Origin of the sequence: Psychrobacter sp. NPDC078501 (assembly GCF_044900935.1) — a bacterium.
Taxonomy (GTDB): Bacteria; Pseudomonadota; Gammaproteobacteria; order Pseudomonadales; family Moraxellaceae; genus Psychrobacter.
Map to the genome: position 1 here is coordinate 273,368 of NZ_JBJDOS010000004.1, position 20,330 is coordinate 293,697.

General features: G+C 43.3%; 17 protein-coding genes. 9 read left to right on the top strand and 8 right to left on the bottom strand.

Annotated features, from left to right (window positions below; all coding sequences use genetic code 11):
- Positions 1 to 54: 54 nt before the first annotated feature.
- Positions 55 to 1,140, bottom strand: a complete 1,086-nt coding sequence (locus ACI2IW_RS09415) for an ABC transporter permease (RefSeq protein WP_404693486.1) — start codon at positions 1,138 to 1,140, stop codon at positions 55 to 57.
- Positions 1,141 to 1,222: 82 nt separating this feature from the next.
- On the bottom strand, positions 1,223 to 2,275 hold the full coding sequence (locus ACI2IW_RS09420) for a siderophore ABC transporter substrate-binding protein (protein WP_404693487.1): 1,053 nt from the start codon (positions 2,273 to 2,275) through the stop codon (positions 1,223 to 1,225).
- Positions 2,276 to 2,761: 486 nt separating this feature from the next.
- Between ACI2IW_RS09420 and ACI2IW_RS09425 the strand changes: the two genes are divergently transcribed.
- From ACI2IW_RS09425 to ACI2IW_RS09435, 3 genes are all read left to right on the top strand, one after another.
- A complete protein-coding gene (locus tag ACI2IW_RS09425) occupies positions 2,762 to 3,721 on the top strand; it encodes an energy transducer TonB (RefSeq protein WP_404693488.1) in 960 nt (319 codons plus the stop codon).
- Between the two features lie 108 nt (positions 3,722 to 3,829).
- Positions 3,830 to 4,519 (top strand): MotA/TolQ/ExbB proton channel family protein, encoded by a 690-nt coding sequence (locus tag ACI2IW_RS09430; RefSeq protein WP_404693489.1) that lies wholly within the window; start codon positions 3,830 to 3,832, stop codon positions 4,517 to 4,519.
- A 156-nt stretch (positions 4,520 to 4,675) separates the two neighbouring features.
- Positions 4,676 to 5,077: a biopolymer transporter ExbD gene (locus ACI2IW_RS09435; protein ID WP_025651314.1), complete on the top strand. Its 402-nt coding sequence runs from the start codon at positions 4,676 to 4,678 to the stop codon at positions 5,075 to 5,077.
- Positions 5,078 to 5,302: 225 nt separating this feature from the next.
- Here ACI2IW_RS09435 and ACI2IW_RS09440 read toward each other — a convergent pair whose 3' ends face one another.
- Complete coding sequence (locus tag ACI2IW_RS09440) at positions 5,303 to 5,842, bottom strand: DUF2799 domain-containing protein (protein WP_404693490.1); 540 nt, start codon at positions 5,840 to 5,842, stop codon at positions 5,303 to 5,305.
- Positions 5,843 to 6,199: 357 nt separating this feature from the next.
- Between ACI2IW_RS09440 and ACI2IW_RS09445 the strand changes: the two genes are divergently transcribed.
- Together ACI2IW_RS09445 and topA are read left to right on the top strand one after the other, a co-directional pair.
- A complete protein-coding gene (locus tag ACI2IW_RS09445; protein WP_404693491.1) occupies positions 6,200 to 6,796 on the top strand; it encodes a hypothetical protein in 597 nt (198 codons plus the stop codon).
- Positions 6,797 to 7,079: 283 nt separating this feature from the next.
- Positions 7,080 to 9,746, top strand: a complete 2,667-nt coding sequence (gene topA / locus ACI2IW_RS09450) for a type I DNA topoisomerase (RefSeq protein ID WP_404693492.1) — start codon at positions 7,080 to 7,082, stop codon at positions 9,744 to 9,746.
- 234 nt (positions 9,747 to 9,980) lie between these two features.
- Here topA and ACI2IW_RS09455 read toward each other — a convergent pair whose 3' ends face one another.
- Together ACI2IW_RS09455 and lon are read right to left on the bottom strand one after the other, a co-directional pair.
- On the bottom strand, positions 9,981 to 10,538 hold the full coding sequence (locus ACI2IW_RS09455) for a superoxide dismutase family protein (protein WP_179797811.1): 558 nt from the start codon (positions 10,536 to 10,538) through the stop codon (positions 9,981 to 9,983).
- A 361-nt stretch (positions 10,539 to 10,899) separates the two neighbouring features.
- Positions 10,900 to 13,503, bottom strand: coding sequence for an endopeptidase La (lon, locus tag ACI2IW_RS09460; RefSeq protein WP_404693493.1), 2,604 nt, complete (start codon positions 13,501 to 13,503; stop codon positions 10,900 to 10,902).
- Between the two features lie 434 nt (positions 13,504 to 13,937).
- On the opposite strand from lon, the gene ACI2IW_RS09465 reads away from it, so the two are divergent.
- Entirely contained in the window at positions 13,938 to 15,299 is a 1,362-nt protein-coding gene (locus ACI2IW_RS09465) for a Na+/H+ antiporter family protein (RefSeq protein ID WP_227684752.1), read from the top strand.
- Between the two features lie 43 nt (positions 15,300 to 15,342).
- Here the strand turns inward: ACI2IW_RS09465 and ACI2IW_RS09470 are convergent, their stop codons facing one another.
- From ACI2IW_RS09470 to ACI2IW_RS09480, 3 genes are all read right to left on the bottom strand, one after another.
- Positions 15,343 to 15,840 carry a hypothetical protein gene (locus ACI2IW_RS09470; RefSeq protein WP_404693494.1) on the bottom strand — a complete coding sequence of 166 codons (498 nt, stop codon included), beginning with the start codon at positions 15,838 to 15,840 and terminating at the stop codon, positions 15,343 to 15,345.
- A 97-nt stretch (positions 15,841 to 15,937) separates the two neighbouring features.
- Entirely contained in the window at positions 15,938 to 16,195 is a 258-nt protein-coding gene (locus tag ACI2IW_RS09475; protein ID WP_404693495.1) for a hypothetical protein, read from the bottom strand.
- Positions 16,195 to 16,905: a 5-formyltetrahydrofolate cyclo-ligase gene (locus ACI2IW_RS09480; protein ID WP_404693496.1), complete on the bottom strand. Its 711-nt coding sequence runs from the start codon at positions 16,903 to 16,905 to the stop codon at positions 16,195 to 16,197. The genes ACI2IW_RS09475 and ACI2IW_RS09480 overlap by 1 nt, the downstream gene beginning before the upstream one ends.
- A gap of 213 nt (positions 16,906 to 17,118) precedes the next feature.
- On the opposite strand from ACI2IW_RS09480, the gene fumC reads away from it, so the two are divergent.
- The 3 genes from fumC to ACI2IW_RS09495 all read left to right on the top strand — a co-directional run bounded on the left by fumC (position 17,119) and on the right by ACI2IW_RS09495 (position 20,280).
- Entirely contained in the window at positions 17,119 to 18,522 is a 1,404-nt protein-coding gene (gene fumC / locus ACI2IW_RS09485) for a class II fumarate hydratase (RefSeq protein ID WP_404693497.1), read from the top strand.
- A gap of 150 nt (positions 18,523 to 18,672) precedes the next feature.
- The gene (locus ACI2IW_RS09490) at positions 18,673 to 19,200 is read left to right on the top strand and encodes a peroxiredoxin (protein ID WP_404693498.1); all 528 of its coding nucleotides are present in this window, start codon (positions 18,673 to 18,675) and stop codon (positions 19,198 to 19,200) included.
- A 420-nt stretch (positions 19,201 to 19,620) separates the two neighbouring features.
- On the top strand, positions 19,621 to 20,280 hold the full coding sequence (locus ACI2IW_RS09495; RefSeq protein WP_404693499.1) for a hypothetical protein: 660 nt from the start codon (positions 19,621 to 19,623) through the stop codon (positions 20,278 to 20,280).
- Positions 20,281 to 20,330: the final 50 nt, after the last annotated feature.

Below are 20,330 nucleotides of genomic sequence, written 5' to 3' on the forward strand. Positions count from 1 at the left end.
ATGAACGACGGTAAGTGAGTACTGAAAATTAATACACAGTTAGTGAACATAGTGCTACTGCTCAGCCGGTGCACGTAATAACAGCCATAAAAACAGCACCGTACCAACCACACCAAAAATAGTGGCGACCGGCACTTCAAATGGATAGCGAATAGAGCGCCCGATAATATCGCACAGCAACACCGCTGAAGCACCAAGTAGGGCAACTGCTGGCAAGCTGCGACGCAACTTATCTCCCATTAGGCGGCTCACAATGTTTGGCACAACCAGCCCAATAAAAGGAATCATGCCCACAGTCACGACCACGACAGCGCTCATCATGGCTACCATACCCACGCCAATCCAAGTGACTTGACGCTTACTAATACCCAAGTTCAAGGCGATATTGTCACCCAAACCGACGATGGTCAGCTTGTCGGCAATAATATAAGCCAGCACACACAGTCCACCCGTGAGCCACAATAGCTCATAGCGCCCTGCCAATACGCCTGAGAAATCCCCAAACTGCCAAACACTGAGCATCTGTAATGATTCCGTTTGATAGGCGATAAAGGTAGTGACGGCTTCAATAATGCCACCAAAGACAATGCCAATCAGCGGAATCATCAAGAAATCAGTAGGCGGAATGCGATGAATGATCAGCATAAATAGCATCATGCCAAAAACGGCAGCGATGGTTGCCACGCCCATTTTGACAATGAGCGCACTGGCAGGGAACAGCAGACTGACCACCAGCAAACCAAGTGCAGCACTTTGAGTCGCACCAACCATGGATGGCTCTACAAAGCGGTTTTTTAGCACCACTTGGATAATCATGCCAGCCACAGCCATCGCAATACCAGTCAAGATAATGGCGATGGTACGCGGTATACGGCTAACCAATAGCAGCGAGCTATCGGAATTGGCACTCTGAGTCAGCAGACTCTTCAAGATACCTGACCACGAAAAGTCAGCCACCCCAATAGATAAGCTCAATAACACCAAAAGCCCCATAAGAATGAGGCTTGCTGTATTGATGAACCACGGTGGTATGACAGTACGTCGATGTAACGCATTGCCAGTACCGCTCTGCCAACTTGACGCTGATGTAGCAGTACTGGATTTGAGCCTAGCATGAGTACGGTGTGAAAATAACGACATAATCTCTACTGGCTTAAAAATGAGCAGGGTTAACGGTAATAATTACCTACTTGAGCAATAATATTTTTTATAAGCAACGACGTTACTTAGCGTTAGTAAAAGCATCTTTAATCGTCGTTAGATCCTGCATCCACTGGTAGTAACCGCCAAATGCTAAGTAAGAATCTGGGCTCAAATAAACCACTTGCTGCTTGCTCCATGCATTGCTCTGGGCAACCAATGGATTGTCTAATACAGCCTTGGCACCAATACCGTCTTCACCAATTGCGGCACTACGGTCGATGACAAATAACCAATCTGGATTGGCTTTTTGGATGTATTCAAACGATATTGGCTGACCATGAGGCGCATCGGCAATTTTGTCATCTGCCATTGGTACACCTAACACAGTATGGATAAAACCATAGCGAGACTTTTCACCATAGGCTGACATTTTATTACCATTGACCATGACGACTAGGCCAGTGCCTTTATTTTCTTTTGTTAGACTCTTGGTCTCAGTGATGAGTCCATCGATGTTCTGTTGTAACTTTGCGGCTTGATCGCTTTTACCAAACAGTGCACCTAAATCATGCAGGCGCTGCTTGCTTGACTCATAGATATTGGCTGTATCAATACTCATGTCCAATGTCGGCGCGATACTTGATAGCTCGTCGTATTTTTCTGCCATGCGTGAACCGACCAAAATAGCTTGCGGCTGCATCGCATTCAACGCTTCAAGATCTGGCTCAAACACAGTACCTACCGATTTTGGATCAGGTTGCGTCTCTGAGTGTAGGTTCTTTAGTAATAGACCTCCAGGCATACCATCGACCGCCACATCTAGCGCGGCCAAGTCTTGCATCAACGTCATGTCATAGACGACAAGTGGCGATGGGTTCATAGCCAGCTCAACATCACCTTTTACAGTATTGACCATGATTTTCTCAGCAGATACAGCGTCGTTATTAGCAACGTTCTGTGATTCATCAGCCGTTGGGTTTTCGGTTTTGGCGTCTGCTGGCTCAGAGTCATTAGATTCAGGCGAGCTACATCCTGCCACTACCGTAGCTAATAACGCTGTCATGGCAGCAGTCAGTAATGGACGTTTGAAAAAAGAGGCGGTAGATCTGCTAGATAATAAAGGTGTCGGCATAATGAACTCGGTCTATCAAAAAATGTTTAAGCAATTGTCTAAAATAATTGCAAATGAATAACGCTAAAAATATTAAGTCTGAAAGATGCTTGAGATAAAAAGCATAAAATAAATAGTCTACTAAGTACCAATTACTAACTGTTTATGCGAATAGTTTTTATAAAAATAGTATGAGTAGACAACACAGCCGTTATAATAAAGTAGTTGAGACTCATTATCAATATAAATGATAATGGTTTTTATTAACAGTACTTGTTATATTAAACGCTACGTATCATTTGATGAAAAGATAAGGTTCATAGTAGTGAGGTATAAAAGTAGGTAACGTTCATAAAAATGAGCGTTGTGATAGGTAAAACCACTAAGCAACATCACGTGTCAGAGATGTATTAAATAGCGAAAATATTGTAAATTATTATTGATAATAATTATCGTTTGCATTATTATCTACGCCATTCTACTCTGAGTAATAAACATTAGGCTTTTATGAGTTCAACGGATTTAGACGCGCCACCACTTAAGTCGTTATTGCTAGCTATTGTTGCAGTACTAGGACTCCATGTGCTTGTCGCAATTGCACTAGTGGCAATAAAAACGCCTGAACTCAAACCTGAGCCAAAAAAAGAGATGTCACCACTTGAGATAAAGTTTGTGTCATTACCGGCAAAAACGGTCTCAACTGAAGTAGAAAAACAAACAGTCACAGCCAAAAAAGAAGTACAGCCTGAGGTGCAAGTTCAGCCAGCGCCGCAACCTGAACCTAAGCCTAAAGAGCCGGTTAAACAACCAACAGAGACACCCGTAAAACCAAAAGAGCCTGTTGTAAAAAATACAGAGCCGAAAGTGACGCCTGTGATAGCGTCAGAAAAGCCTCGTCCTGATACCAGTCAAAAAGTAGCCCCAAAAGAGCCGCTACCGAAACCAAAGGTTGATAACTCAGCAGCCGAAGCACAACGTCAAGCAGCTGCCCAAGCTGAATCAGAGCGACAAGCTAGAAAAGCTGAGCAAGAAGCACAAGCTAGGGCAGAGCAAGAAGCCAAAAGAGTCGCCGATGCCAAAGCTGCCGCTCAAGCGAAGGCTGCCGCAGAGGCCGCCGCTGCACAAGCAAGAGCTGAGGCAGAAGCAGCAGCTGCTTTAGCACAGAGTAATGAGCCTGTGAGCTTTACTGCCAGCTCAGCCAACTGGGCATCTGCGCCAAACTTTAGTTTTCCTGAGCGCGCCGCACGTAGGGCCCGTTCTGGTGATACGCTCAACGTTGTCTTAGTATTACGAGTCAACAAACAAGGCGGCATCGATAACGTGCGAGTTGCTCAATCATCAGGTAATCCGCTACTAGACAAAGAAGCCCGACGTCAAGTTCGATCTGGCAAGTTCAAACCCTTTACTAAGAATGGCGTACCCGTGGTAGGTGATGTGACCTTACCGATCAGTTACGCTGTTCCTTGATGGTTCATACTTTATAAAAACGTATTTATTCATCATTTTTCATTATAAAACTAAACATGATATTTACCTCAGTATCATGTAATGGCATTACACATTAAGGAGTCTGACATGGACTTTATGCAATACTGGCAAATCAGCGACATGGTGACAAAAACGTTGTTCTTTTTGTTGCTTGCGTTATCTATTCTCTCTTGGGTGACAGGTATCGTCCGCGTATTGCAAAGCCGTAAGCTGGCGACCAATGTAGCAGATGATTTGAGTCAGCAATTACAAGACAAACAGTCTGACTTGGCTGGTACTGATGCTGCCACTCGCCGCTTGGTGACTGAGCAGACTTTGCTCAAGCATATCGGTCGCTATCGCTTTGCTAGTGAGCGCGGTCTGCCGATTCTTGGTACGACGGCAGCGATTGCACCGTTCATCGGCTTGTTTGGTACGGTATGGGGTATTTTCCATGCCTTGCACAATATCGGTATGAGTGGTCAGGCAGGATTGGGGCAGGTTGCAGGGCCAGTCGGTGAAGCTCTAATTATGACAGGTCTTGGTATTGCAGTAGCGATTCCAGCTGTGGTGTTTTATAACCTTGCAGTACGTATCAATCGCCGCATAATGTATCAAGCCAACGATAGAGCGCACGATTTATTGGCGCAATCAACGGGTCTTGTAGATACTACCAAGGTAACTGCGAGCAATCATGTTAGCGCCTCACAAGTGCATGCTGCGACAAGCAGTCGTTCAACGACGAGCGAGACGCAGCATACCAATAACTACAGTAATTCTGTGCCAAAGCAGCTATAGATAGTACTAGTTCTACAGATACTGATTTTGTAAACGTTAGGTCTGTAAACATTAAGGCTGCAAGCGCTAGGTCTGTAAAGGCTCAAACGACAAGTCGACAAACCGTCAAAAAACGGCTTGGCTGTGTGAAAATAACCAAAAGCATTGAGAGTAACTATGGCATTTCAATTGGGTGATGATGACGTACGAAGCATGGATGAGATGAACCTCATTCCGCTTATCGATATCATGCTGGTATTGATGATTATATTTTTATTGACAGCGACCGTGTTGAATCCGACAGTGCCTTTAGATTTGCCAGAGACTAGTGCCGCGCTCAATGAAACGCCGCCAGAAGCGATTCAAGTCAGCATTGATAAAGACGCGGGGATATTCTGGGATAGTGACCCAATCAGCATGGAAGAATTAGAGACACGCTTGCAGCAACAAGGCGCGACTGGTAAGAACCCAGCGGTACAGTTACGTGCGGATAAAGAAGGCAAGTACGATACGGTTGCTCAAGTCTTAGCAGCGGCAAGTAACGCTGGACTGACCAAAATCGCATTTGTGAATGAGTAGCTTAGTCGCTAAATACTGAATAACTTAAGCATTGAATAGTTTAAGCACTGTGAGTTAGTACTAGTAGCTTTAACTTTATATGAGAAAACTGGCTAGATAAATCAATAGCCCGACCAGTAAGACAACCAGCACCGCTATAATAAAAACAATTAAAATAATAAAATTTTCTCCAACCTCATTAACTACTTAAACCTCAAATTAAGTCGTTAGTGAGGTTTTCTTTTTTTACCAGCCATAGCCAAATGGACGATAGCCGTAACCGAAACCTGCATGTCTGTAGTCAAATGGGTAAGGTGAGCGTAAGTAGTCGAGATCGCGCTGACGGATATAGTAGTAGCGCCCTTGAGAGTAAGCTTCTTCTAACTTCTCAATACCTTCTAACGGACAGACAGGTTGCCAGTCATAGCCTTCGCGACCGAGCTTATAAGCATTCAGTTCAGTACAGTAGTTTTTGAGACCCTGTTGACGGCCTTGCTCCCATTGGATACGGTTAGGGCTAGCACCGCCGACACTGGCGCAACTATTGGTATAGTGACCGAAGTAAGCACCTGAACGACCTTGTGAGCCATCAGCGTAGCCGACTTCTTGCCAGTTGCTGCTTTGACACTGCTGCGGGGTTAGGCTCTGAGTCGTGGCACAGCCTGATAATGTCAGTACGACCGCGCCAAGTAGCGATAGGCTCATGCCTGTTTTGCTCATGACTTTACTCATCAGCTTGCGAGCGTGATAAGCGCCCGATGAGTTTGACTCAATAAGATAATTCATAATAAACCTGCGCGCGTTTAAAATTATGGTTTATCATAGCACTTTTTTGGGCTGACCACTTTTCGTATCTGGTTTTTATAGCGTGCTGTGTTCGGTGATTTTATATACGCTAAATAGCTGATTTAATAGCGTAACCTGCTAAATTATCTTATGCTTTAAAAGCACTTGTTGCACCGCGATTGGACGACTACGCTTGATTTTTAACGGTTCGTGCTCATTATAAGCCCTTATATATCGTTGTTTATTATCGTACTAATCGCAAAACTATATGTACTATTTATAAATAGCGGTTCATTAGCGATATTTATCGCTATATCTCTTAGTATCTTTTTCATTTAGTCAAAAGGCCAGACCATCATGGGAACATTGATTGGCGTTATCATTGTACTATTCGTATTAGGGAGTATGATGGCGCTCAAACCGAACGGTATCGATCAGCGTTTGGATAAGCTGCGTATGACCGCGCGTCGTTTACAGCTCAATCCAAAGCTCGTTTCGTGCCCTGATTGGATCAAAGGCCGTGACAATGAGTATGGCCGCGGTATGCTTGGACAGTACTGCCTGATATTTGAAAACACTAAACTGCCGCATACCCGTTATCAAGTGATTGATGGACAGTGGCGACCAGACAGTAGTTTTGTTGATACCAGTACAGATGATAAAACGCTTACTATTCCCAGTGCGATTCGTTCTAGTCAAATCAGCAATAATCCGACGGTTAAAAAGACTGATTTTAGCTTGGATCAAGTGCCGTTAGAGCTGCCAGTAAGTATCGAACCGTTTGTTAAAGGTCTATTGACCAAGGCCAATAGCATTATTATTTATTGGGAAGATATTGCTTATGTACGTCCAGCATCTAATCCTACGTATCATCAAAAACGGATCGAAGCGGACTTATTAGTGCTCAAACAAAACCTTGAGAAGTGGGCGCTACAGATGCAAAAAAAAGCATAAACCTAGTAAAGCGTTTTTTCGTCTCCATTAAAGGGCAATATGCAAGCGGTTTGTCATATTCCAATTATTTAAAGTTGACAGTTTAACGCTTAGCAGTGTAACGTCTTTATAACTATATCTTTATTTTATGGTTATTATTTGTTTTATAACCTTTTTTATCAGCAGCGATTATTACTATAAATAGCTGAACCATGGTCAAACCATGAGTATCAGCTTCCATAAATTGCCGTGCTGCTGAATTTAATCTTACTTTTAATTTACTTATATTATGGTGTCGTCAAACATGGCAAAAACCACAACCAAAAAAAGTCCAGCACCAGCTGCTGACAGCCCAAAGGGTAAGTCTTTGGTGATTGTAGAATCACCAGCCAAGGCAAAAACGATTAATAAATACCTTGGTGATGACTTTATTGTGCGCTCAAGTATCGGTCACGTCCGTGATTTGCCGGTCAGTGCGAGCAAAAGCGCAAAGAAAGCAACGACCGCTAAAAAAGATGACAGTCTGACCAAAGAAGAAAAAGCGCAGCAAGCACTGGTACGCCGCATGGGTGTAGATCCAGAGCATGACTGGGCAGCAGTCTATGAAGTACTACCAAACAAAACCAAAGTCATCAAAGAGCTTAAAGCATTAGCCAAAGACGCTGACAAAATCTATCTGGCAACGGATATGGATAGAGAAGGGGAAGCGATTGCTTGGCATCTAAAAGAAGTCATCGGTGGCCCTGATAGCAAGTATCAACGTGTGGTCTTTAACGAGATTACCAAGTCAGCTATTCAAAGTGCGTTTAAGCAGCCTTCGAAATTAGACATTGACCGCGTGAACGCGCAGCAAGCGCGTCGGTTCTTGGACCGTGTTGTCGGCTTTATGGTATCGCCATTATTATGGCAAAAGATTGCTCGAGGGCTGTCGGCAGGTCGTGTACAGTCAGTCGCTATGCGCTTGGTCGTTGAGCGTGAGCATGAAATTCGCGCGTTCATTCCAGAAGAGTACTGGCAGATTCATGCTGATACACACATCGCCAATGGCAAAGCCAAAAAAACCTCAGACGCCGAGCAAATCGGTATACGTTTAGAGGCGACCAAACAAGGTGGAAAAACCTTAAAGCTTGGTAATAAAGAGCAGACCGATAAAGTCTTAGAGGTACTCAAAGCAAGCGACTTTATCGTTAAAGAGCGTGAAGAAAAACCAACGCAATCACGTCCAAGCGCACCGTTTATTACTTCGACCTTGCAACAGGCTGCTAGCACGCGCTTAGGATTCTCTGTTAAGAAAACCATGATTTTGGCGCAGCGTCTATACGAAGCGGGTCATATTACTTATATGCGTACCGATTCGACATTTTTATCAGGCGACGCGCTTGCTGCTGTCCGTGGTCATATCGAAGACAGCTATGGCGCAAAATACGTACCAGAAAAACCAAATTTCTATGGTAACAAGCAAGGCGCACAAGAAGCGCATGAAGCGATTCGTCCTTCTAATGTCAATATGAAGTCAACGCAGCTCAAAGGTGTTGAGCGTGATGCAATACGTCTATACGAGCTAATCTGGCGTCAATTTGTGGCGTGTCAGATGTTACCTGCCAAGTATCTGTCAGTGAACCTGTTTGTAGGCGCAGATGATATCGAGCTAAAAGCCCGTGGCCGTACCATGGTGTTTGATGGCTACACAAGAGTGATGCCACCGGCCAAGACTGACGACACGTTACTGCCTGATGTCAAAAAAGGCGATAAGTTAAATCTAGATAAGTTAGATCCGAGTCAACACTTTACTAAGCCTGCGCCTCGCTATACTGAAGCAAGCCTAGTAAAAGAGCTTGAGAAAAAAGGTATCGGTCGTCCATCGACGTATGCCTCAATTATCTCAACCATTCAAGATCGTGGTTATGTGAAGCTTGAAAACAAGCGTTTATTTGCCGAAAAAATGGGTGATATCGTCACTGATAGATTGACAGCTAGCTTCCCAGACTTAATGGATTATACCTTTACTGCTGCGTTAGAGGACAAGCTCGATCATGTGGCAGAAGGTGATCAAGATTGGAAAGATGTGCTTGATAACTTCTATGGTGAGTTCAAAACCACTCTAGAGCGTGCCAAAGAAAAAGACGGCATGCGTCCAAACGATCCGACTGATGTGCCAGATGTCCATTGTGATATCTGTGATCGTCCGATGCAATTGCGTACAGGGTCAACAGGTGTATTTTTAGGCTGTACTGGCTACAATCTACCGCCGAAAGAACGTTGTAAAGGTACCAAAAATCTAATGCCAGTTGAAGCATTCGCCAATCTAGATGATGCGGAAGGTGATGACGAAGCGGCAGAAGTTAAAGATTTGATGGAGAAAAAACGCTGTCCGAAATGTGGCACGGCGATGAATGGTTACATCGTAGATGGTGGTCTCAAACTACACATTTGCGGTAACAACCCTGATTGCGATGGTTATATCCTAGAAGAAGGCAAGTTTGAAGTTCCTGGCTCAGATGCACCAACCATTGACTGTAACAAGTGCGATGGGCAGATGGAGCTTAAAACAGGACGCTTTGGTCCGTACTTTGCTTGTCAGAACTGTGATAACACGCGCAAGGTACTAAAAACAGGCGAAGCAGCGCCGCCGCGTATGGATCCAATCCATCTGCCAGATCTAAAGTCGACCAAGCATGACGATTATTTCATTTTGCGTGAAGGGGCGGCTGGGATGTTCTTAGCAGCGTCTAAGTTTCCAAAAGTGCGCGAGACACGTCCGCCAAAGCTGGCTGAGCTACGAGAAATCAAAGATAAAATGGAAGACAAGTTCCAGTATCTATTTGCAGGACCAGATGAAGATCCTGAAGGTAACCCAACGATCTTACGCTGGTCACGTAAGAAAAAAGAGCAGTATATTGGCTCTGAGAAAAACGGCAAGGCCACACGTTGGGGTGTGTACTGGCGTAAAGGTGAATGGGTAGAGGAGTAACTATAGTTAAATCCAATATAATGCTTTTATAGCGTCAGACTCATTCAATGTGCTACAGGTACAATTTGCATTGGTCTTTCTCGTATTAGCTTTATATTGGCTTAAACAAACCCAAAAGTTACTTCCAATAAAAAACCCTCTTATAATTTAAGAGGGTTTTTTTTGCTTATAATATTTCTTTTAAGCCATGTCTACGTTTGCAGACTTAGCCTAAGTCCATAGGTTTGGTCAATATTAGTTTTTTACGATGATACCGCAACCAATACGATCGCCTGCATTACCTGAAGGCTGACTGGTATAGTCGTCAACGCCAGCATGTACGATAAAGGCCAAACGATTTACGCTATATTTACCTGCTTCAGTCGCTGCGATTTTCTTATTCACATAGTTAATAGTAGCAACACCATCTTCATTAGCAGTTAAGTTTGGCAAGTCACCAGCATGGCCATTCATATCATCTGGATTAGAGTGTGGCTTGTTATCTGGGTTGAAGTGACCGCCTGCTGCTTTACCCATAACGTCACAGCTGCCTGTTTCGTGGATATGTAATGAGACAGTTCTACCTGGCTGTAGGTTAGTAAGTTTACCGTAAACTTGGACGCCGCCATCGACTGGACGTAAGAAAACTTGACCAACTTCTTTCTTCTCACCATCTACTGTTTGTATGGTTGATTTTAGCGTCGGCTGTGCTAAAGGATTACCCGTTTGCATTTGACTCTCTACGGTCTGGCAACCAGTCATTGCTAACGCTGAACCGCATAATAGGGTACTTGCAAGTAATGTCTTATTCATTATTATCTCCAATTGTTTGAGTTGTTATTTTTAATCTTCATTAAAGCCACGAATATCTATCGTTATTGTTCTATGAAAATCGGTGTCAATATTCGTTAACATCGGAGTCAGTATAGCCAAGCTAACTCTATAGTTATTCATCAAATGCGAAACAATCAGTTAATAAATGTAAGTATCGTATGGGTTTGAAAAACGAGACAATATAAATAACCCTTGAAATTAAATGGCTTTAAATGCGTGAGAAACCTACTAAGAAAGCTACGAACTGCAAGCAAATGAATAATAAACAAGCGTAAAAAAGCCGCCCATCATTGTGATGAGCGGCTTCCTAATCTATAGGACGAGTTTAATAAAGGTTCAATTAATTGTGCAGTGCTTTGCCAGAAGTTTTATCAACGGTCACTTTGGCAGGTTTGATTGGTGTTGGCATACTGACCAAAGCAACCTTTAAGATTTCCTCAATCGTGGCGACTGGCTGAATGGTTAAGCCTTCTTTCACGTTATCAGGGATGTCAGCCAAATCTCGCTCATTGGTCGCTGGGATTAAGACGTGCTTGATACCGCCGCGATGTGCTGCGAGTAGCTTCTCTTTGAGACCGCCAATACGTAATATCTTACCGCGTAAGGTAATCTCACCTGTCATCGCAATATCTGGACGGATAGCAATACCTGTCAATGCAGAGACGAGCGCTGTCGTCAGTGCACCACCAGCAGACGGGCCGTCTTTTGGTGTGGCGCCTTCTGGCATATGGACATGGACGTCTGTTGTTTTAAACGTCTCGTAGTCGATACCTAAGCTATCACCGCGAGCACGAACCACACTCATAGCCGCGCGAATCGACTCTTTCATTACATCGCCTAGTGAACCGGTAAAGCTAAGCTCGCCTTTACCTTTCATACCGACCGCTTCGATGGTCAATAGCTCACCGCCGACCTGAGTCCATGCAAGACCAGTAATACGACCAATTTCAGGCTCTTCTTCAGCCAGACCGTAGTCATACTGATGTACACCTAGATAGTCATCGATATTTTTGTCATCGACGGTCACTAGCTGACGTTCTGCTTTTTTCGGAGCACGCGCGCCATGAGTTTCAACCGAACCGCGAACCACTTTACGGCAGATTTTGTTCACTTCACGCTCAAGGTTACGGACACCTGCTTCACGAGTATAGCTACGTACGATGCTGTGCAATGCTGCTTCAACAATCTCAATTTCACCTTCTTTGAGACCGTTTTGCTTAATCGCTTTTGGCACTAGGTATTTCTGTGCGATATTAACTTTTTCTTCTTCGGTATAACCCGGCAGACGAATGACTTCCATCCGATCAAGAAGCGCCGCTGGAATATCCATGCTGTTGGCAGTACAGATGAACATCACTTGCGACAAGTCTAAGTCCATGTCTAAATAATGGTCGTTAAACGTATCGTTCTGTGATGGATCCAATACTTCAAGCAATGCTGACGCTGGATCACCGCGGAAGTCTTGCGCCATCTTATCGATTTCATCCAATAAGAATAGTGGGTTTTTGACTTCTACTTTTGCCAATGACTGAACAATTTTACCTGGCATTGCACCGATATAAGTACGGCGATGACCACGAATCTCGGCTTCATCACGTACGCCGCCAAGCGCCATACGTACAAACTTGCGACCCGTGGCACGGGCGATAGATTCGCCTAATGAAGTTTTACCAACACCTGGAGGACCGACGAGACATAGAATTGGACCACGAAGTTTCTTCACGCGTGATTGCACGGCGAGGTACTCTAAGATGCGGTCTTTTACATCTTGCAAACCATAATGGTCTTCGTCTAATACTGTTTTGGCTTTGTCTAGATTGATAGATACTTTGGTCGTCGCATTCCACGGCGTGTCCAAAATCCATTCAATATAGTTGCGCACCACTGACGATTCGCTTGATGCAGGTGGCATCATTTTGAGCTTTTTGAATTCTTGTTCCGCTTTTTTGCGCACATCTTCTGGCAAGTCAGCATCTTCTAAACGCTGCTCTAGCTCAGCCGCATCATCTTCACCGTCGAACGCACCGTCATTCATATCTGACAGCTCATTTTTGATGGCTTTCATCTTCTCGTTCAAGAAGTATTCGCGCTGATTGTCTTCCATTTGCTGACGGACAGCATCTTGGATATCTTGTTCGATGTTTTGCTCAGCACTTTGCTTGACCAGATATTCAGTCAAAGTGTTGATATGCGTTTTGATATCGTCTTCTTCTAGGAAAGACTGCTTGATATCAAGATCCATCGACACACGAGTTGAGATGAAATAAACCAACTCAAGCAAGTCGTCGATACGCTTAGCCACACGAGTCAGCTCACGTACATTGCGAAGTCGCGCATCTGCATAGCTTTCGAATAGTGTAGTTAACGCTTGAATGGTGTTTTTCTGTTGGCTCTCATCCATACTGACATCAAGGTCGGCACGTTCAAATCTCGCCATCAATAAATCATCATGGCCTTCTATGTTATCGACACGAGCGCGGTATTGACCTTCGATCAATACTTTAATGCAGTTCTCATCGCTGTCATGTGGCATAGTGCTGACGATGCGACACACCGTACCGTACTGATACAAGTTATCTTGATCAATATCTTCGGTCAGTGAGTCTTTTTGCGCGACTACCAATACTTTGTTGCCATACTCAGCTTGTGCCAGCTCAACTGCTTTCACCGATGGCGCACGTCCCACAAACAATGCAATCTGCATGTGTGGATAGACGACGACGTCACGTAATGCCAGCAGTGGCAGATAGCTTTCATCTTCATTGTCTTTGACAGCGTTAGACGAGGCATTTGACGCATCCGTAGATGAGCTTTCTGTCTCATTATTCGCGTCAGCACTGATATTAGCGTCAGTGTCAGTATTTACATCAGACGTCGTGTCAGTGTTCAGGGCAGATGATAAATCGATGTCGATGTTGTCTTTATCAATATTATGTTCACTCATATGTTTTTCCTCGTTCCCCAGACTTGTAAAGTCAAGTTCGTGGTTCATGTTTAGATAAATGGTGCTCACGAAAAAAATTGCAAGGCTGAATGGTGAAGTCGCCTGCTTATCTTTGTTAAATAGTTGTCTGAGCGTCCAGTTATTAATGCAATCAATGTTACCAATGACATGTCGTCAACGGTATAACTGGTCTATGAAGGATAAAAACAGTCAGAAATTAGAGAAGAGGGTTTAGATGTGTAAATGATATTTGGCTGCTTATGATGATGTCTAATCGGTTCTATGCGTAGGCTTTATACCCAAAATAAGGTAAACTGGCGCGCGTCTAAAACAGGCTCTCATATTGAGACGTTTTAGACAACAGAGCGATATTCATTAGTTTCAATATTCATAGGTCTCACTAAGACCAAAGTATAAAGAACAAGGGGCAACACATGGCCATCAATGCAGTATTGCTAGCAGTTATTATTATGCTAGGACTGTCACTTTCGCGAGTGCACGTGGTGCTCAGTTTATTAATCGGGGCGCTAGCAGGTGGACTGCTGGCAGGGCTTGGTATTACTGATACGCTCAATGCTTTTCAAGAAGGCATCCGTAATGGCGCAGAGATTGCGCTGTCGTATGCACTGCTTGGAGCGTTTGCGGTAGCGATTGCTCATTCAGGTTTGCCGCAGTCATTGGCAGGTGCGGTCATCAAACGTATTGATGCTGCGGGTACGAGTGGCATGATTAAGTATATGCTGTTTGCAGGCCTTATTACCATGAGCTGCTTCAGCCAAAACTTAATCCCTATTCATATTGCCTTTATTCCGCTACTGGTACCGCCACTATTGTTAGCATTTAATCGCATGCAGATTGATAGACGCTTGATTGCTTGTCTGATTACTTTCGGACTGGTCACCACCTATATGTTCATCCCTTATGGGTTTGGTGATATCTACCTCAATCAGATTATGCTAAAAAACGTGGGTGAAGCGGGTATTGATGTTGCCAATATCTCTGTGGTGCAAGCCATGGCAATTCCTGCGTTGGGCATGCTAATTGGTTTGCTGGTTGCTGTATTTATCAGCTACCGTAAGCCACGTGCGTATCAGCAGATTGCGTTAGATCAGCAAGCGCATGATGCAGTAGTAGAAGGTGATGCATTAAGCAAAACGGCTGCTGGCGCACAGTCGCAAAGCAAGCTAAAGACGCTGGTTGCACTGGCTGCTATCGTGACTGCTTTTGTGGTGCAGTTATATACTGATTCGCTACTACTTGGCTCAATGTTTGGCTTCGGTGTCTTTATGGCAACTGGCGTAGTGAAGTGGCGTGATGCTGATGGCGTCTTTAATGACGGTATCAAGCTGATGGCGATGATTGGTTTTATTATGATTACCGCGCAGGGCTTCGCTGAAGTGATGAAAGCCACTGAGCAGATTCAGCCATTGGTCGATGGAGCAGCATCACTGTTCGCTGGTAACAAAGCGATGGCGGCATTTATTATGCTATTGATTGGTTTGATTGTGACCATGGGCATTGGTTCTTCATTTTCGACCATTCCTATTTTGGCCGCGATTTATGTACCGCTGTGTATTTCATTAGGGTTTTCGCCATTAGCAACGGTTGCGATTATTGGTACGGCTGGCGCGCTTGGGGATGCCGGTTCGCCTGCGTCAGACTCGACATTGGGGCCAACCTCTGGTCTAAACATTGATGGACAGCATGACCATATCAAAGACAGTGTGATACCGACATTCTTGCATTACAATATTCCGCTACTGGCGTTTGGTTGGATTGCGGCGATGGTGTTGTGATTGGTAGCGTATATGCATAGCGAGTTGATCGATTTCTACGTATCTACGATATTTTTTTATCGTAGATACGCTGCTTTATTTGTTTACTGTTTTTATTAATAGAGTGCATAAAGAAGAGTTCAAGATAAATAAAGACAAAGATGCCATACTCTAGATCGCCATTTATATAACCGTATAACAGCAAACCTACGGAAAGTATTAGTAGGATTAATATAGCGTAAAAAGTGAAAGTTGATAACCATAAAAAGTTTTTATCGGAAACCAAAGTTAGTTGCTCATTTTCTGCATTCAGTTGCGCTGAAAAGCTATTGATGGATAACAAGTTATTATCATATATACGCTTTTTTTCTAACTGTCTTTCTCTATAGCTAGCGAGAATAAATAAAATACAAGCGGAGAGAAAGTAAAGGAATGATATTAAGCTTTCAGAATCATCATACTCCCAAAAGTAAATACCAAACATTGTTACTCCTATCCAAAAAAACAGGGCAGCTGTCAGTACATAAAACGATCTAGACTTCTTAACAGAGAGAGTTGTCACTAGAGTTGCTATCCTATTCAATAATAATTATCATTATTATCCATAGTAAGATAGACTCTGAATTTAAACAATAGTTCTGTTTAATTGAAAATAAATATCAATGACTGTTGTCCTCAAAATCTCTCAACTCGTCACTTAAACTACTCAAAAACGCATCGCTTTGCGCTAGCAATTCATTTAAGCGTTCTTCATTGACGAGCCGTGTCATTTCATCAGCGCTAAAGGGTTGCTCTTGACTGTAGTAGCGTTGCTCCCTAGCGTCCTCATTGCCTAACGTTTGTAAATACTCATCCACACTGTCTGCACTGGAATCAGCAGCGCTAGAGTCTTTTTCAAATTGTTCATCATCTTTCATCAAAACCACCTTATGCCGCTTGGCGTAATTAAGCCATCTAGTGGCACATCCCACGGTTGACGCGCTAATTGTTCAACCACTTGAAAATCATAGCACCAGCCTATCTTTAACGGCCTTGAAGCCCCTGAGCGATAACTTTTCCCAAGGGTCGTATCATAGAACCCGCCACCCATGCCCATACGATTACCATTTAGATCAACCGACACCAGTGGGCAGATAATGACATCCAATTCGCACGCCCAAAGTAGACGGCGATGATGGTTTTGCTTCATACCTAACCGATGGATACGCGTCGGTATGTTGATCAATTTTGAATGATAAACAGGCACAAAGCGCAATCGTTTATCATCATTGCCATTGCTAGTACGACCAAGTGAACCGACAACAGGTAAATAAGGTAAATAGCCTAAGCGTTGACACCAATCCAATAGTGACTGAGTAGGTAGCTCACCAAAGCCATCATAGTACAGTCCAACACGCGCATGTGTAGGCAGTCGCTGCTGTAGTTTGGTCAAATGTAAGCTTGCAGACTGAGCAAGTTGTCTACGTTCTCCATCGCTCAACTGACGGCGTTGGCGAGTAAAGTGTCGTCTAGGCGGATTGCTGATGACAGATTCAGATGTTTCAGCGTTTTTTAAGTCCGAATTATTTGAATCAAGGTTATTTGGTTCAGGGCGTATTGGTTTAGGGTGCATGGTTTCAGAGTGCATAGGTATCTTATCCAATGAAGTATCAGATTGGTGATGACAGGCGTTTTTAGACATTCGTTTTTAGGCATCGCTCAAGGCGATTTGTGAATATTCAACACGTCCTAGTCATGCTATCATAACGCCACTTTATATCGTATTTTCCTTTTAAGTGCAGTGGATGTTGCATTTTTTATGGCTCAGCCACACAACAACAAACCAGACAAGAGGGTAGTTATGTCGACACAGAATCAGGCAACTCGTACCGAAAAAGACACCATGGGCAACGTAGAAGTCCCAGCTGATGCTTATTGGGGTGCGCAAACTCAGCGTAGCCGCGAAAACTTCAAAATCGGTGGCGAGACTTTGCCGCGTCCAATGATTGAAGCGATGGCACTGGTCAAAAAAGCCGCTGCAATTACCAACGCAAGCCTAGAACGTATCGAAGGCGACAAACGTGATCTCATCGTACAAGCTGCTGACGAAATCATCAATGGTGGTCTGGTCGATCAGTTCCCATTGGTCGTATGGCAGACAGGTTCTGGCACTCAGTCAAACATGAACATGAACGAAGTATTGGCCAACCGTGCCAACGAAATCGCTGGTTCTGAGCGCGGCAGCTACACGCCAATTCACCCAAATGACCATGTGAACCATGCACAGTCTACCAATGACAGCTTCCCAACGGCAATTCGTGTGGCTGCTGCGCGTCAGATCAATAGCTTGCTTATCCCAGCGGTACAAGCACTACGTGATACGTTGGACAAAAAAGCAAAAGAGTTTGATAGCATTGTAAAAATCGGTCGTACGCATTTACAAGATGCGACGCCTTTGACTTTAGGCCAAGAGTTCAGCGGTTATGTGAGCCAACTTGACCATTCATTGACTCGTATCGACAACGCGCTACAAGGTCTATATGAGTTGCCACTAGGCGGTACGGCGGTTGGTACTGGTCTAAACGCCCACCCTGATTATGCGGTAAAATCAGCTGAGCAACTAGCGACTTTGACTGGCTTACCATTCGTTACGTCACCAAACAAATTCGAAGCACTGGCCGCTCGTGATGCAGAAGTATTTGCGTCAGGCGCACTAAAAACGCTAGCAGCTAGCTTAAATAAAATCGCTAACGACGTACGTTGGTTGGCTTCAGGTCCTCGTTGTGGTCTGGGCGAGTTGACGATTCCTGAAAATGAGCCAGGCTCTTCTATCATGCCAGGCAAAGTAAACCCAACGCAGTCAGAAGCAATGACCATGGTTGTCGCTCAGGTTATGGGTAACGACACAACTATCAGCATGGCTGGCGCATCAGGTAACTTTGAGCTAAACGTGTATAAGCCAGTTATCGCGTTTAACTTGTTACAGTCTATCAAACTGCTTGGCGATGCGTGCAATAGCTTCAACGAAAACTGTGCCGTTGGTATCGAGCCAGTAAAAGACAAAATCGATGACTTCTTGCACAACTCATTGATGCTAGTAACGTCATTGAACCGTCATGTCGGTTATGAAAATGCAGCAAAAATTGCTAAAACTGCTTATAAAGAAAACAAAACTTTGAAGCAAGTGGCGGTTGAGCTAGAGCTATTAACTGAAGCGCAGTTCGATGAGTGGGTCATTCCTGCTGATATGGTACATCCTAAGTAAGCAGTAGACCAAGTAGTGACCTGCTACGGCGTTAGGCTCGCTTAATGTACGATAAGTGCCATTTTCACTCGTCTTTCTGTTAGCAGCGTCATATTTGTTCGACTGAGAATTTATAAATAAAAAAGACAATAACTTAACTTGGAGTAGACAATGATTACCCATGTACCTGATATGACTTTTAAAACTCGTGTTCGTGATGACTCTATTGGAGGAGACAACCCGTTCACATGGTATGATCTAACCACAGATGAGTTATTTGCCAATAAAAAAGTGGTCGTGTTTTCTCTACCAGGTGCATTTACGCCAACTTGTTCGACCAGCCATCTCCCTCGTTATGAAGCGCTTTATAATGAGTTTAAGGCATTAGGCGTAGATGAAATAGTTTGCATTTCTGTCAATGATGCGTTCGTGATGTACCAATGGGGTCTAAAGCAAAACCGTGAAAACGTTTTCTTACTTCCTGATGGTAATGGTGAGTTCACTCGTAAAATGGGCATGCTTGTTGATAAGAGTAATGTTGGTTTTGGTATGCGCTCATGGCGTTATTCGATGGTTGTCGACAATAAAGAAGTTAAAAAAGTGTTTAAGGAAGCTGATTTTGGCGACAACTGTCCAATAGACCCATTTGAAGTATCAGATGCAGACACTATGTTAGAGTACCTAAAAAGTAATGCTTAGATTCTATTGAGCTTATTGAGTACGCTTGATTTTTAGAGCTAAACGTCTATAAGCTAGTGATCGCGTTTAACGTATCGCAATCTATTAACTGAAGCTCAGTTTGATGAGTGGGTTGTTTCTGCTGATATGGTAAATTCTAAGTAGGTTATTTAATACTTTCTTAGAATAGTGAAAAGACCTTGTCATGTAATGTGGCAAGGTCTTTTTTGTTTTCGGAGCTTATTTTGATTTTATCTCCTATTTTGCTCAGTCAATCGGACACAGAGTGGGAATATCTTTAAATCCTAATGATGACTACTAAACGTGCCAATATAGAAATCCATTAAACCTATTAACAGGTATACTTTAAGAAAAGAGTTATTCAGTCTTATAAGGCATGCTGTATTTTTTATATATTATATAACTGTGAGGAGACATTTTTTGGAAGTACTATTTGGTGATTGGAAAAATAGAGAGTCGCATAAGGGTAAACTATTCATAACAGATGGAGTAATTGATAAGGAGCTTTGGAATAAGTCTAAAAATAAAGTATTATTTTTGCTTAAAGAAGCTTATGACTCAAAAAGAGTTGAAGGATCATGGGATTTGCCAACATTGATACGTCGTGAGAAGGTTTCTGGCAGAACTTTCAAACCTATGGCGCAATGGGTATATGGTATTCATGGTCTTATGAAAAATAAAGAGATTATACCTTTTCAAGAAGATGGAGCCGATGTAAAGCTTGCTTTATTATCCTCATCTATTATCAACATCAAAAAAAGTAGTGGTGCAAAAAAATCTAGTAGCAAAAACTTAGCAAGATATGTGGAAGAAGATTGGGATTTAATTTCTGAACAAATTGCAATAATTCAACCGAAAATAGTGATTTGTGGAAATACTTGGTCTCTAATAAGGACAAAAATTTCACACCATAAAATTTCTGATAGAGCTTACTTATCAGAAGGTGTTCTTTACATTGACTATTGGCATCCTGCAAACAGAGCTTCTAATAAAATGAATTACTATGCTTTATGTGCTTTGGTTCAATTAGCCATTAATAAACTTGAAAATAATTCAAGTAAGATCGCTACAGAGTCATAAGGTAGGGCAGGTAATAATCTATCTCACCCGTTGAATAAAGTGATCAGCCA

Coding starts and splice junctions, on each gene's coding strand:
- ACI2IW_RS09415 (WP_404693486.1), bottom strand. CDS start 1,140: ATGTCGTTATTTTCACACCGTACTCATGCTAGGCTCAAATCCAGTACT.
- ACI2IW_RS09420 (WP_404693487.1), bottom strand. CDS start 2,275: ATGCCGACACCTTTATTATCTAGCAGATCTACCGCCTCTTTTTTCAAA.
- ACI2IW_RS09425 (WP_404693488.1), top strand. CDS start 2,762: ATGAGTTCAACGGATTTAGACGCGCCACCACTTAAGTCGTTATTGCTA.
- ACI2IW_RS09430 (WP_404693489.1), top strand. CDS start 3,830: ATGGACTTTATGCAATACTGGCAAATCAGCGACATGGTGACAAAAACG.
- ACI2IW_RS09435 (WP_025651314.1), top strand. CDS start 4,676: ATGGCATTTCAATTGGGTGATGATGACGTACGAAGCATGGATGAGATG.
- ACI2IW_RS09440 (WP_404693490.1), bottom strand. CDS start 5,842: ATGAATTATCTTATTGAGTCAAACTCATCGGGCGCTTATCACGCTCGC.
- ACI2IW_RS09445 (WP_404693491.1), top strand. CDS start 6,200: ATGGGAACATTGATTGGCGTTATCATTGTACTATTCGTATTAGGGAGT.
- topA (WP_404693492.1), top strand. CDS start 7,080: ATGGCAAAAACCACAACCAAAAAAAGTCCAGCACCAGCTGCTGACAGC.
- ACI2IW_RS09455 (WP_179797811.1), bottom strand. CDS start 10,538: ATGAATAAGACATTACTTGCAAGTACCCTATTATGCGGTTCAGCGTTA.
- lon (WP_404693493.1), bottom strand. CDS start 13,503: ATGAGTGAACATAATATTGATAAAGACAACATCGACATCGATTTATCA.
- ACI2IW_RS09465 (WP_227684752.1), top strand. CDS start 13,938: ATGGCCATCAATGCAGTATTGCTAGCAGTTATTATTATGCTAGGACTG.
- ACI2IW_RS09475 (WP_404693495.1), bottom strand. CDS start 16,195: ATGAAAGATGATGAACAATTTGAAAAAGACTCTAGCGCTGCTGATTCC.
- ACI2IW_RS09480 (WP_404693496.1), bottom strand. CDS start 16,905: ATGCACTCTGAAACCATGCACCCTAAACCAATACGCCCTGAACCAAAT.
- fumC (WP_404693497.1), top strand. CDS start 17,119: ATGTCGACACAGAATCAGGCAACTCGTACCGAAAAAGACACCATGGGC.
- ACI2IW_RS09490 (WP_404693498.1), top strand. CDS start 18,673: ATGATTACCCATGTACCTGATATGACTTTTAAAACTCGTGTTCGTGAT.